Source organism: Roseateles sp. GW835-FHT13E02, assembly GCF_058794035.1.
In genome coordinates, this window is sequence record NZ_JBXAGJ010000005.1 from 102,365 (window position 1) to 115,361 (window position 12,997).

The window sequence follows — 12,997 nt, forward strand, 5'->3', positions numbered from 1 at the left end:
ATAGGCGCATCATCGCAGGCCTGCCGGCAGGCAGGAACGGTTCCGATCAGAACAGGCGGCTCAGATCGGGCCGGGTGTCCAGGCCGCGCTGGATGATGGTGGCCACGCGTTCGCGTTCGGCGCCGACCAGGGGCAGGCGCGGGCGACGCACATGCTCGTTGCCGACGCCCGCCATGGCCTCGGCCAGCTTGATGTTCTGCACCAGCTTGGCGCTGACATCGAGGTGCAGCAAAGGCATGAACCACTGGTAGATCTTCAGCGCTTCGTCGTAGCGCTTGGCCTGCATGAGCTTGTAGAGCGCCACGGTTTCCGCCGGGAAGGCATCACACAAACCAGCCAGCAGGCCTTCGCAGCCCAGGGCCAGGGCTTCGAAGCTCAGGTCGTCCACGCCGATGAAGAGCTGGTAGCGGGTGCCCAGGGCATTGCGCAGGTCGGTGACGCGGCGGATGTTGTCGGTCGATTCCTTGATGGCCACCAGCCACTCGCAATCGGCCAGTTCCACCATGTCCTCGGGCTTGAGGTCCACGCGGTAGGACACCGGGTTGTTGTAGATCATGATGGGCAGCTGGGCGGCCTGCGCGATGGTGCGCACATTGGCCATGGCCTCGCGCGTGTCGGCCGGGTAGAGCACGGCCGGCATCAGCATGAGGCCCTGCACGCCCAGCTTGGCGGCGGCTTCGACATAGCGGATGGCATTGCGGGTGCTGGTTTCCGAAACATTGGCCAGCACCGGCACGCGGCCGGCCGAAACGCGCAGGGCGGTGGCGGCAACCTCGAGCTTCTCTTCCAGCGTCAGCGTGCTGGCTTCGCCGAGCGAGCCGCCGGTGACCAGGCCGTGCACGCCGTTCTGGATCTGGAAATCGAAATGGCGCTCCATCTCGGCAATGTCCAGGTCTTCGTTGGCCTTGAACTTGGTGGTGACAGCGGGGAAAACGCCGGTCCAGCGGGGCAGGTCGGCACGGGCGCAGGGGATTGTTGGGCTGAGGTCGGTCATGAAGAACTCCGTTGGTATTCTGTAAATATATTTATTGAAGGGCTTGCCGTCAAGCGGGCGCAACCCCAAATACAGTGACTCCCGCGTCGACTTCGTTCTGCGCTGCCCCAAACGTGCCGGCTGCGGGTTGGTCTGGGCAACGGGTGAGGTCGTAGCGCACATACAATCCGCCGTTCATTTGATGCCGCCCTGGCCCAGAACTGGGTGTCGATTGAATCGCGCCCGACCACTCGGCTTCACCACATCTCCAAAGGGAATTTCCTCGTGTTCATCTCCAATGCTTTCGCCCAAGCTGCTCCTGCGGCAGCTGCTGCACCGGAATCCAGCCTGCTGAGCATGCTGCCCCTGGTGCTGATGTTTGTGGTGCTCTATTTCGTGATGATTCGTCCGCAGATGAAGCGCCAGAAGGAGCACAAGGCCATGATCGACGCCATCGCCAAGGGTGACGAAGTCATCACCTCCGGCGGTCTGCTGGGCAAGATCAGCAAGGTGGGCGAGAGCTATCTGAGCCTGGAAGTCGCCAATGGTGTGGAACTGCAAGTGCAGCGCGGCGCCGTGGTGCAAGTGCTGCCCAAGGGCACCATCAAGTAAGCCAATCCAAGAACACCGGTCGGCCCGCTCCGCAGAGGGAGGCGGCGCCGCTGGACTAGCCAGCCTGCCGCCGCGTGCGGCGGGCTCACCCGGCACCGCCGGCACTGCCTTGATGTTTCGAGGCGGCAGCCCCGGTGCATGGGCCTGAGAGGAAGCCTTCATGAACCGTTATCCGCTGTGGAAGTACGCGATCCTTGTTGTCGCGCTGCTGATCGGCTTCATCTACACGCTGCCGAATTTCTTCGGTGAAGCGCCTGCCGTGCAGGTGTCCAGCGGCAAGGTCACCGTCAAGGTGGACTCGGCCGTGGCCGCCCGGGTCGAAAAGGCGCTCAGCGATGCGCAGATCAAGCCGGACTATGTTCAGTTCGAAGGCAATTCCGTCAAGGCCCGCTTTGCCGACCTCGACACCCAGGTCAAAGCCAAGGACGCGATCAGCAAGGCGCTGAACACCGACCCCAGCGACCCGAGCTACATCGTCGCGCTCAATCTGTTGTCGCGTTCGCCGCGCTGGCTGACCGCCCTGCACGCCAACCCCATGTACCTGGGGCTGGACCTGCGTGGCGGCGTGCACTTCCTGATGCAGGTCGACATGAAGTCGGCCCTGACCAAGAAGGCCGAAAGCCTGACCGGCGATGTGCGCAGCATGCTGCGCGAGAAGAACATCCGCCACGCCGGCATCAGCCGCGATGGCAATGCGGTCAACGTCAATTTCCGCGAGGAAGCCGTGCGCCAGCAAGCGCTGACCGTGCTGAACGATCAACTGCCCGATGTGCAGTGGCAGCCGGTGACGGAAGGCCTGGATCTGCGCCTGGTCGGCACCCTCAAGCCCAAGTCCCAGGTGGCCGTGCAGGAAGCTGCGCTGCAGCAGAACATCACCACGTTGCACAACCGGGTCAATGAGCTCGGTGTGTCCGAGCCGGTGATTCAGAAGCAGGGTCTGGACCGCGTGGTCGTTCAGCTGCCTGGTGTGCAGGACACCGCCAAGGCCAAGGACATCATCGGCCGCACCGCCACGCTGGAACTGCGCATGGTGGATGACAGCGCCGAGGCGCAAGCCGCCCTGGCCGGTTCCGGCCCCGTGCCCTTCGGCACCGAGCGCTTCATCGATCGCGGCTTCGGCCCCATCATCGTCAAGCGCCAGGTGGTGCTGACCGGTGAAAGCCTGAACGACGCCCAGACCACCTTCGACGACAAGCAGCGCCCCGCCGTGAGCCTGACCGTGGACGCCAAGGGCGCCCGCATCATGAAGGACATCTCGCGCGAGAACATCGGCAAGCGCATGGCCATCATCCTGTTCGAAAAGGGCAAGGGCGAGGTCGTGACTGCACCGGTGATTCAGGGCGAGCTGGGCAACCGCTTCCAGATCACCGGTTCGATGAACACCCAGGAAGCCAACGACACGGCCCTGCTGCTGCGCGCCGGTTCGCTGGCCGCACCGATGGAGATCATCGAAGAGAAGACCATCGGCCCAAGCCTCGGTGCCGAGAACATCGCCAAGGGCATTGCCAGCGTGACCTGGGGCTTTGTCGCCGTGGCCGTGTTCATGTGCATTTACTACATGCTCTTCGGCCTGTTTTCGTCTCTGGCTCTAGGTTTCAACCTGCTGCTGCTCTTGGCCGTGCTGTCCATGATGCAGGCCACGCTGTCCTTGCCGGGCATTGCCGCTATCGCCCTGGTGCTGGGCATGGCGATCGACTCCAACGTGCTGATCAATGAGCGTATCCGTGAAGAGCTGCGTGCCGGCATGGCACCACAAGCGGCCATCAGCGTCGGCTACGAACGCGCCTTCGCCACGATTCTGGACTCCAACGTCACCACCCTGATCGCCGGCGTGGCCTTGCTGGCCTTCGGTTCGGGCCCGGTGAAGGGCTTTGCCATCGTGCACTGCCTGGGCATCCTGACTTCGATGTTCTCGTCGGTGGTGTTCTCGCGTGCCCTGGTCAACCTCTGGTACGGCCGTCAGAAGAAGCTCAAGTCCCTGTCCATCGGGCAGATCTGGAAGCCTGAGCCCAGCCCCGGCGCGGCCTCGGCCGGCGATGCCGACTCGCAACCCGTGGCCAAGGCCTGAGACCAAGAAAGCCTCGAATCATGGAACTCTTCCGTATCAAGCGGGATCTCCCGCTGATGAAGCATGCGTTGATCTTCAACGTCATCTCCTTCTTGACCTTTGCCGCGGCCGTGTTCTTCCTGGTCACGCGCAGTCTGAACTTCTCGATCGAATTCACGGGTGGTACCGTGATGGAGATCGAATACGCCAAGACGGCCGAGATCGACAAGACCCGTCATGTGGTCGAGCAGATGAATTTCGGTGAAGTCACCGTGCAGCCCTTTGGCAGCTCGCATGACGTCATGCTGCGCCTGCCGCTGCGTGGCGACATCAAGCAGACCGAGCAGGTCGGCCGCGTGTTCGCCGAGCTGTGCAAGGCTGAATCGGGCAGCATCAGCCAGCGCCAAACCGTCAGCGACAAGGGCGAGGCCATCAGCAAGCAGGTTTGCCTGACGCCGGACGGCGCCGAACCGGTCAAGCTCTCGCGCAGCGAAGTCGTCGGCCCTGCCGTCGGTGAGGAACTGGCGCATGACGCGGGCCTGGCCTTGGGTATGACGGTGATCGGCATCATGATCTACCTGGCCTTCCGCTTCGAGTGGAAGTTCGCCGTGGCCGGCATCATTGCCAACCTGCACGACGTGGTCATCATCCTGGGCTTCTTCGCCTACTTCCAGTGGGAGTTCTCGCTGGCCGTGCTGGCCGCCATCCTGGCCGTGCTGGGCTACTCGGTGAACGAGTCGGTGGTGATTTTTGACCGGGTGCGGGAAGCCTTCCGCAAGTACCGCAAGCTGAACACGCACGAGGTCATCGACCACGCCATCACCAGCACCATGAGCCGCACCATCATCACCCACGGCTCGACCCAGCTGATGGTGCTGTCCATGCTGATCTTCGGCGGCCCGACCCTGCATTACTTCGCCGTGGCGCTGACCATCGGCATCTTGTTCGGCATCTACTCCTCGGTCTTCGTGGCTGCGGCGATCGCGATGTGGCTCGGTGTCAAGCGCGAAGATCTGGTGAAGACGCCCATCAACAAGGAAGATCCGGACGATCCAAACGCCGGAGCCGTGGTGTAGAGTGGCCGAAAACCACTCAGCATGATCCACGAATTCTCATGAGCGCAGCCGCCCGCAATCAGGCCTTGGCCTCTCAGGCGCGGCGCATCTATATCGAGTCCCTGGTGCGCGGCATCTCGGCGCTCGGCAAGGTGCTCAACGAGGCTGCCGCCCAGCTGCTGCTGCAGACCGCCGAGTACGCAGTGATGGTGGCGCGCCGCGACGGCGTGCAGTCCTGGAACCGCCACGGCCCGGCCTGGGTGTCGGGCGTCATCAGCGGCCTGCGTCACGCCGCCGTCTACGGCATCATCGAAGCACCCAGCGCCGCAACCGCGACCTCTGCGGCACCGGCGCCAGCGGCCATGTCCCTGGTCGATGACGACACCATCGAGCGCGAGATCACCAGCTCGCGCCTAGCGCTGGCCATGATGGACAAGGCGACCTGGGAGTTCACCGATCTGCGCACCCGCATGCAGGTGCTGGAGAAGCAAGACGACCTGCCTGCGCAGGATTTGCTGCGTGCCAACGTCGTTGCCAAGCTGGTGATGGACGCCTGGATGCGCAGCGGCCTGGCCACCTCCGACTGGCAGATGCTGCGCAGCACCTTGCATGAAGAGTTTTCGCAGCTGCTGGTCGAGTGCTACCACGAGACCAACCGCTGGCTGGTCTCGCAGCAGGTCTTGCCCGAGGTGGACCTGCGCCCCTTCATTCGCCGCAGCGCCGACAACAGCCCGGTGCCCGCCGCCACGGCCTATGTGCCCGGCGCCGGTGTGCCCTACGGCGGCACCCAGTTCGGTGCGGCCACGCGCACACCGCAGATCCGCGGCTCCTCGGGCCTGCCCGAGGCCGGCCAGGCACCGGTGCGAAGCCCGGCCAGCAGCCAGGCCGAAGAGGTCTTGCAACTGCTGCAGAAAATCGTCGGCCGCCAGGTGCCGGCTTTCGGGGCCACGGCCATGGCCGAGTCGGCTGCCACCCGCATGGGCGCCACCCGCATAGGCTCGGCGGCCGCGATTCAGCCCGCGGGCGCCGGCAGCAGCCCATCCGGCGCCAGCAGCGTCTCGGATCCGGCCATGGCGCCAACCCAGGTCGAGGCCCAGCCCTTCCCGCCTTCGCGGCCTGCGGCGCCGCGCCTGAGTGCGGCCATCAAGCACGCGCAAGAGTCTTTGCAGCGCGAATCCGTTCATTCCGACGGTCAGCCCGTGCCGGCGCCGCAGCTGCTGGAAGAGATCAAGACCCGCAACCAGGCCTTCAAGTCGGTGCTCAAGCAGGCCGCCGACACGCCGGCCGAGCGCGCCACCATCGAGCTGGTGGCCATGATGTTCCAGAGCATCCTGATGGAAGAGCACATCCCGGCCTCTGTGCGGGTGTGGTTCGCCCGCCTGCAGATGCCGGTGCTGCGCGTCGCCGTCAGCGAGCCCGATTTCTTTGCCACCACCGACCACCCGGCGCGCCAGCTGATCGACCGCATGGGCGCCTGCGTCATGGGTTTCAGTGGCAATACCGGCACCAGCGGCGCCGCGGGCGACCCGCTGGAGCGCGAGATCAAGCGCGTGGTGCAGGTGGTCGAGGCCTACCCTGACACCGGCCGCCGTGTCTTCCAGACCGTGTTGACCGAGTTCGAAAAGTTCCTCGACAACTATTTCAAGAACGAGAACCAGACCACCCGCCACGGCGTGTCCCTGGCCCAGCAGGTCGAGCAGCGCGAAACCCTGGCCATCCAGTACACCATCGAGCTGCGCAAGATGCTCAACGAGGTGCCGGTTCAGGATGGCGTGCGCGAGTTCCTGTTCCACATCTGGGCCGATGTGCTGGCCGTGACCGCGGTGCGCACCGGCGCCCAGTCCGACAACACCAAGCAGATGAAGCGCGCGGCGGCCGATCTGATCTGGTCGGCCAGCGCCAAGGTCTCGCGCGAAGAGCGTGCCGAGGTGATCCGCCGCCTGCCGCCCCTGCTCAAAACCCTGCGTGACGGCATGGGCCAGGCCGGTTTGTCTGTGGACAAGCAGGACGAGCACATCCGCGGCCTGAACAATGCCTTGGCCGCGGCCTTCACCGCCAAGACCGCCGCCATCCCGCGTGAGCGTCTGGACGAGCTGATGGATCAGCTGGAAACGCTGGAAACCATGCTGCCCGAGGACGGCGAGGAGTCCGACATCAGTGAGCTGCTGGTGCGCGACCTGTCCGGCCACGAGGCCGAAGGCATGGAGGTGGTGGCCGAAGGTGGCTCGGCGCCGACCCCGGCCATGCTGGCCTGGGCCCGCGAGCTGCAGGTCGGTGGCTGGTTCATGCTGGATTACCGCGGCCGCAATGAAGCGGTGCAGCTGGCCTGGCGTGGCAACCGCCGCCACATGACGCTGTTCGTCACGCCGACCGGCCGTGGCGTGCTGTTCCCGCTCAACCGCCTGGCGGCGTTCCTGCAGGCCGGCCTGCTGCGCCCCGCGCAGGACGAAGCCCTGACCGTGCGCGCGACCCGCAATGCCTTGGCCAAGCTGGACGTCGATCCCTCGCGTCTGCTGAACTGAGCAGGCGCGCAGGCCGGCAAAAGCGGGCAAAAAAGCGGGCAAACAAAAGGGCTGCCTCGGCAGCCCTTGTCGTTCATGCGCGCCGCAGTGCGCGGCGGGCCTAGTGGATCAGTCGGTCTTCCGGGGCGACGAAGAGTTCGTCCAGGATCAGCGCGTCGGGCTCTTCGCCCAGGCTCCAGAACACCATCAGCACGATGATCTTCAGGTCTTCGAGGTCCATGGGGCCACCGGAGATGGCCATGGCGCGGTCGATCACCATCTCCCGCATGGGCGGGCGCAGCACGCCGGCCGAGGCGAGGAAGGTGATGAAGCCGACCGAGGGCTCGCCCAGGTGGTCCAGTTCGGCGGTGGAATACACCCGCAGGCTGTCGACGCCTTGCTGGCCCTGGAAGGAGGTGGCTGCGCTGGCCAGGCCATCCAGCCAGGACAGGGCTTCCTGGATTTCGTCCGTCTCAAAGCCCACGGCCGACAATTTGCGAGTCAGCTGGGCATGATCCGGGCAGGCGTCCGGCCGCCAGTAGGTTTCGTAGAGGTAGACCAGGACGTCAAACATGGGCTGACTATAACCCAGGGCCTCCGACGGAAAGGGGCGAGAAACCGGCCAAACAGGCCGGAAAAGCCCGTCTCAAGGCCCCAAACTGCGTTTCCGCGCGAAGGCGGCGCGGCGGCCTCAAGCCCCGGCGCGGCGCTGGAATTGCTGCCCCGGCAGGCGGGCAATCGCGCCGCTGAGCTCCAGTTCCAGCAGATGGGCACTGAGCTCGGCCACCGGCCAGCCGCCACGGGCCTGCAGGGCATCGAGGCCGATGGGGTCGAAGCCCATCAGCTCCAGGACCTGGCGCAGGGCGGGGCTGCAGTCCAGCGCTTCAGCGGGCGCTGACGGCTGCTTGCTGCTGTTCACCGCCGGGCTGCCCGGCCAACTGCCGGGTGGCAGCTCTTCCAGCACGTCCTGGGCGGTTTCCACCAGCTTGGCGCCCTGGCGGATCAAGGCGTGGCAGCCCCGGCTCATGGGTGAGTGAATCGAGCCCGGGATGGCGAACACCTCACGGCCCGCCTCGCTGGCCAGGCGTGCGGTGATCAGCGAGCCCGAGGGCAGGGCGGCTTCCACCACCAAGGTGCCCAGGCTCAGGCCGGCGATCAGGCGGTTGCGGCGCGGGAAGTTGCTGGCCAGGCCCGGCATGCCCCACGTGTACTCGCTCAGGATCAGGCCTTGCTCGCTGATCTGCGCGGCCAGCGCCTGGTGCCGGCGCGGGTAGATCTGGTCAAAGCCGGTGCCCATCACCGCGATGGTGGCGCCACCGGCGGCCAAAGCGCCCTGATGCGCGGCGCCGTCCACGCCCAGGGCCAGGCCCGAGGTGATGCACAAGCCGGCCTGGGCCAGTTCGCGGGCAAAGGCGCGGGCATTGTCCCGGCCTTGCGCTGTCGGGTTGCGGCTGCCCACCACGGCCAGGCAAGGCGAGCGCAGCAGCTCGCGCCGGCCCTGCAGATAGAGCAGCAGCGGCGGGTCGGCCGTGGCCATCAGCTGCGGCGGGTAGTCGGCATCGCCGAGCAGCAGAATCTGGTGCGAGGGGTCCGCCTGCAGCCAGGCCCAGGTGCCGTCCAGCGCCGCGTCCAGGTGCTCGGGCGGGCGACTCAGACTTTCGCGCTGCTTGGGGGTCAGCAGATCCTGCCAGGCGGCACCCGGCAGATCGAACACCGCTTGCGGCGAGCCCAGGCTCAGCAGCAGGCGGCGCGCGGTGTCGAGGCCGATGCCAGGGCTTTCCAGCAGGCGCAGCCAAGCGCCCAATTCATCGCGGTCCCACATGGCTTGGCGACCGCGTGGCCGCCCTCAGGGCTGGGTGAAACGATCGCCGGCCTTGACGGGGTCCTTGACCGAGATGATCAGGGCGTAGGACACGCGAGCGTAGACCTGGAACACAAAGAGCACGCCGTGGCGCTCGTCGGGCAGCTTGATCTCCTCGCGCTGGCCGCCGCTGCGGTCCACCATGCGCCGGCCTTGCTGCCAGAGGGCCAGCACATGGCCGCGCTCCATGCCGTCGCGGGCGCCGCGGTTCAGGGCCACGATCTGGTTCTGGCCGGCATTCAGACCATCGCCGTAGATCGAGACGATCTGGCCCGACATGGGCTGGGCCGGTGCATGCGGCACGTAGCGAGAGAAGCTGCGCTGCGGCACCGGGGCCAGGCGGTCGCCGACGCCAATTTCCTGGCGCACCGACTTGATGGTCAGGGTGGCCGGCACGATTTCGCTCTTGCCATCGGGCAGCTGTGTGGTCTGGCCCGGGCGGGTCAGCTCGGCGGTGCCGAGGTAGGGCGCTTCATAACCGAGCAGTTCCTTGGTGCTGGGGTCCAGCAGCGGGCGGGTGTTGCGGAACACGCGGTAGTCGGTTGCCTGGCTCAGGTCGCCGCGGGCGTAGGCCAGGTCGCCGCGGGTCAGCAGCACGCGGCTTTCCGGCGTGGCGACGATGCGGGGCGCCTTGGCCAGCTCATCGCTGTCGAAGACCACGGCGTCGTTGAGGAAGGGCTCGATCAGGTTCAGGGCAATGGCGCTGATGGAGCCGTCGTCCACGCTTGAGCTGCGCACGCGCGGCGAGAGTTTGACCGTGTCGCCGCTGCTGCCGCTGCCCACCGGCTGGGCCAGTTGCAGGCGGGCGCGTCCGTCCACCTTGACCAAGACCAGCACCTGGCCGGGATAGATCAGGTGCGGGTTGCTGATCTGGTCGCGGTTCATGCCCCAGAGCTCGGGCCAGCGCCAGGGGCTTTTGAGGAAGAGCTTGGAGATGTCCCAGAGTGTGTCGCCGGCCTTGACGGTGTGGGAGTCGGGGGCGTCGGCGGCCAGCTCGCTCAGCGGCACGCCGGCCTGGGCCACGCGGTCGGCGGTGGCGCGTTGTTGTCCGGTGATGGGCAGGCTGCTTGTTTGCGCGGCAGCGCCCAGGCTGAGGGCCGAGAGGCTGGCCGCCAGCAGCAGGTTCTTCACAAACAGGGCGGTGTTCTGGGCGGGCCGGGCGGACATCAGCGATTCACAAACAGGCATCGAGCACTCTCTACCGCAGACCGGCTGCGGGTGGGTTGGACAGACTTCGGGGTCTTTTTTTCAAGCCATCGCACGGGGTGCTTTGCCGCGGCCTCGGACCAGCGGCGCCAATTCAGCGAAAATCCCCCCAGGCCGCGACGATTCTGCCCCCAAAAACAGGGCGTCGCAACGAACAAAGCGGGCGCTTTTGCCCTCTTGCAAGCTCTTACAAACAGGCGTTGTGCTGAGTCCACACACGCAAGCTCATGGCGAAACTGAACATTCTGCGTTACCCCGACCCTCGTTTGCACACCGTGGCCAAGCCGGTCACGGCGGTGGATGAGCGCATCCGCCAGCTCGTCGATGACATGCTGGAAACCATGTATGCCGCTGAAGGCGTGGGTTTGGCTGCCAGCCAGGTCGATGTGCACGAGCGCGTGGTGGTGATCGACACCTCCGAAGAGCGCAACGAGCCGCGCGTGCTGATCAACCCCGAAATCATCGAGACCAGCGCCGAGTTCACCGAGGGTGAAGAAGGCTGCCTCTCGGTGCCGCAGATCTACGACAAAGTGCCGCGCCATTCCCGCGTCACCGTGCGCGCGCTCAACCGCGAGGGCCAGAGCTACGAGTTCAAGGCCGAGGGCCTGCTGGCCGTCTGCGTGCAGCATGAGCTGGACCACCTGATGGGCAAGGTCTTCGTCGAATACCTGAGCCCGCTCAAGCGCGAGCGCATCAAGACCAAGCTGGTCAAGAAGGCCCGCGAAGAAGAAGGGCGCCGCCGCTGATGGCCGGCGCTGCTGTGTCGGCTTCGCGTTCGGGCGGCCCGCGGGTCGTTTTCGCGGGCACGCCGGAGTTTGCGGCCACCGCCCTGGCGGCCTTGATCGCGGCCGGTTTTGAAGTGCCTCTCGTGCTGACCCAGCCCGACCGGCCCGCCGGCCGTGGCATGAAGTTGCAGGCTTCGGCCGTCAAGCAGCTGGCGCTGCAGCATGGCATCCCGGTCGCCCAGCCGCGCAGCTTGCGCCTGGATGGCAAGTTCCCGGACGACGCCGAGGCGGCCCGCCAGGCCTTGCTCGACGCCCGCGCCGATGTGATGGTGGTCGCCGCCTACGGCCTGATCCTGCCGCAATGGGTGCTGGATCTGCCCGGCGCAGGCCGCAGCTCGGGCCTGCGCGGCTGCCTCAACATCCACGGCTCGGTGCTGCCGCGTTGGCGCGGTGCCGCGCCCATCCACCGCGCCATCGAGGCCGGAGACGCCGAAACCGGCATCACCATCATGCAGATGGATGCCGGCCTGGACACGGGTGACATGCTCTTGATCGAGCGCCTGCCCATTGCCGCGGATGACAGCACAGCCCGCCTGCACGACAAGCTGGCGGCCCTGGGCGGCCGCATGATCGTCGAGGCCCTGGAGCTGGGCGCTTGCGGCGGCTTGACGGCCACGCCCCAGCCGGCCGAGGGTGTTTGCTATGCCCACAAGATCGAGAAGGCCGAGGCGCAGATCGACTGGCAGCACGATGCGGCCCAGATCGCCCGTCGCCTGCGCGCCTTCGATCCCTTCCCAGGCGGTGCTTCACAGCTGGAGGGCGAACTGCTCAAGATCTGGCGCGCCGAAGTCTGCGAGCGCGGGGACGGCCCTGCCGCGGAGGGTCAGGTCTTGCGGGTGGATGAGTCGGGCATTGTCGTCGCCTGCGGCCAGGGCGCTGTGCGCCTGACCGAGCTGCAGCGCGCCGGCGGCAAGCGCTTGCCGGCGGCGGCCTTTTTGCAGGCGCGGCCGGTGGCCGTGGGGGCGCGTTTCGAGCACAGCGCCGCCTGAGTCGGTTCTTTCTGAATCTGCTTGAAATCGGGTCTTTCGGCCCGATGTGCCTGCTTCCACCGTAGTCTCGCGAGGAGCCCGCCGCCATGTTCAATCTGATGAAGACCGCCATCCTGATGGCCGCCATCATCGCCTTGTTCATGGCCCTGGGGCGCCTGATCGGCGGCCAGGCGGGCATGATGCTGGCGCTGCTGGTGGCGCTGGGCATGAATTTCTTCAGCTACTGGTTCTCTGACCAGATGGTGCTGAAGATGTACCAGGCACGCGAGGTGGACGAGACCTCGGCGCCGCAGTTCTACGGCATGGTGCGTGAGCTGGCCCAGCGTGCTCAGCTGCCTATGCCCCGCGTCTACTTGATTGACGAGGACGCGCCCAACGCCTTTGCCACCGGCCGCAACCCCGAGCATGCCGCCGTGGCGGCGACCACGGGCATCTTGCGTGTGCTGTCCGAGCGTGAGTTGCGCGGCGTGATGGCGCACGAGCTGGCCCATGTGAAGCACCGCGACATCCTGATCAGCACCATCAGCGCCACCATGGCCGGTGCGATCTCCATGCTGGCCAATTTCGCCATGTTCTTTGGCGGCCGCGACAGCGAGGGCCGTCAGAGCAATCCGCTGGTCGGTTTGCTGGTGTCGATTCTGGCGCCGATTGCGGCCGGCCTTATCCAGATGGCCATCAGCCGGGCGCGTGAGTTCGAGGCGGACCGCGGCGGCGCCGAGATTTCCGGCGACCCGCAGGCCTTGGCCTCGGCCCTGAACAAGATCCATCGCTTTGCCCAAGGCCTGCCGATGGAAGCGGCCGAGCGCCACCCCGAGACGGCGCAGATGATGATCATGAACCCGCTCTCTGGCGGTGGCCTGGCGGGCCTGTTCAGCACCCACCCGGCCACTGAGGAGCGGGTGGCGCGGCTCATGGCCATGGCACAGGGGCGCTGAAGCCTCGCCCTTCGTTCATTCTCTGTCTGCGAA

General features: G+C 66.2%; 11 protein-coding genes. 7 read left to right on the plus strand and 4 right to left on the minus strand.

The window, feature by feature from the left end:
• Window positions 1–46: 46 nt before the first annotated feature.
• Window positions 47–994 (minus strand): dihydrodipicolinate synthase family protein, encoded by a 948-nt coding sequence (locus tag AC1Q6P_RS06600; RefSeq protein WP_271008129.1) that lies wholly within the window; start codon window positions 992–994, stop codon window positions 47–49.
• A 264-nt stretch (window positions 995–1,258) separates the two neighbouring features.
• On the opposite strand from AC1Q6P_RS06600, the gene yajC reads away from it, so the two are divergent.
• The 4 genes from yajC to AC1Q6P_RS06620 all read left to right on the plus strand — a co-directional run bounded on the left by yajC (window position 1,259) and on the right by AC1Q6P_RS06620 (window position 7,209).
• The gene (yajC, locus tag AC1Q6P_RS06605; protein ID WP_102768300.1) at window positions 1,259–1,585 is read left to right on the plus strand and encodes a preprotein translocase subunit YajC; all 327 of its coding nucleotides are present in this window, start codon (window positions 1,259–1,261) and stop codon (window positions 1,583–1,585) included.
• Between the two features lie 160 nt (window positions 1,586–1,745).
• Window positions 1,746–3,653 carry a protein translocase subunit SecD gene (gene secD / locus AC1Q6P_RS06610; RefSeq protein ID WP_102768299.1) on the plus strand — a complete coding sequence of 636 codons (1,908 nt, stop codon included), beginning with the start codon at window positions 1,746–1,748 and terminating at the stop codon, window positions 3,651–3,653.
• Between the two features lie 20 nt (window positions 3,654–3,673).
• The gene (secF, locus tag AC1Q6P_RS06615; RefSeq protein ID WP_102768298.1) at window positions 3,674–4,708 is read left to right on the plus strand and encodes a protein translocase subunit SecF; all 1,035 of its coding nucleotides are present in this window, start codon (window positions 3,674–3,676) and stop codon (window positions 4,706–4,708) included.
• A 38-nt stretch (window positions 4,709–4,746) separates the two neighbouring features.
• A complete protein-coding gene (locus tag AC1Q6P_RS06620; protein WP_492664903.1) occupies window positions 4,747–7,209 on the plus strand; it encodes a DUF1631 family protein in 2,463 nt (820 codons plus the stop codon).
• Between the two features lie 100 nt (window positions 7,210–7,309).
• Here AC1Q6P_RS06620 and AC1Q6P_RS06625 read toward each other — a convergent pair whose 3' ends face one another.
• The 3 genes from AC1Q6P_RS06625 to AC1Q6P_RS06635 form a co-directional block, all read right to left on the minus strand.
• Complete coding sequence (locus tag AC1Q6P_RS06625; RefSeq protein ID WP_102768296.1) at window positions 7,310–7,762, minus strand: Smg family protein; 453 nt, start codon at window positions 7,760–7,762, stop codon at window positions 7,310–7,312.
• A gap of 117 nt (window positions 7,763–7,879) precedes the next feature.
• Window positions 7,880–9,010, minus strand: coding sequence for a DNA-processing protein DprA (gene dprA / locus AC1Q6P_RS06630; RefSeq protein WP_492664902.1), 1,131 nt, complete (start codon window positions 9,008–9,010; stop codon window positions 7,880–7,882).
• A gap of 24 nt (window positions 9,011–9,034) precedes the next feature.
• Window positions 9,035–10,216: a LysM peptidoglycan-binding domain-containing protein gene (locus AC1Q6P_RS06635; RefSeq protein ID WP_492664965.1), complete on the minus strand. Its 1,182-nt coding sequence runs from the start codon at window positions 10,214–10,216 to the stop codon at window positions 9,035–9,037.
• A gap of 266 nt (window positions 10,217–10,482) precedes the next feature.
• Between AC1Q6P_RS06635 and def the strand changes: the two genes are divergently transcribed.
• From def to htpX, 3 genes are all read left to right on the plus strand, one after another.
• Window positions 10,483–11,001, plus strand: a complete 519-nt coding sequence (def, locus tag AC1Q6P_RS06640) for a peptide deformylase (protein ID WP_102768293.1) — start codon at window positions 10,483–10,485, stop codon at window positions 10,999–11,001.
• Window positions 11,001–12,029: a methionyl-tRNA formyltransferase gene (fmt, locus tag AC1Q6P_RS06645; RefSeq protein WP_492664901.1), complete on the plus strand. Its 1,029-nt coding sequence runs from the start codon at window positions 11,001–11,003 to the stop codon at window positions 12,027–12,029. The genes def and fmt overlap by 1 nt, the downstream gene beginning before the upstream one ends.
• Window positions 12,030–12,115: 86 nt before the next feature.
• Window positions 12,116–12,964: a zinc metalloprotease HtpX gene (htpX, locus tag AC1Q6P_RS06650; RefSeq protein ID WP_492664900.1), complete on the plus strand. Its 849-nt coding sequence runs from the start codon at window positions 12,116–12,118 to the stop codon at window positions 12,962–12,964.
• The last annotated feature ends 33 nt before the right edge of the window (window positions 12,965–12,997 follow it).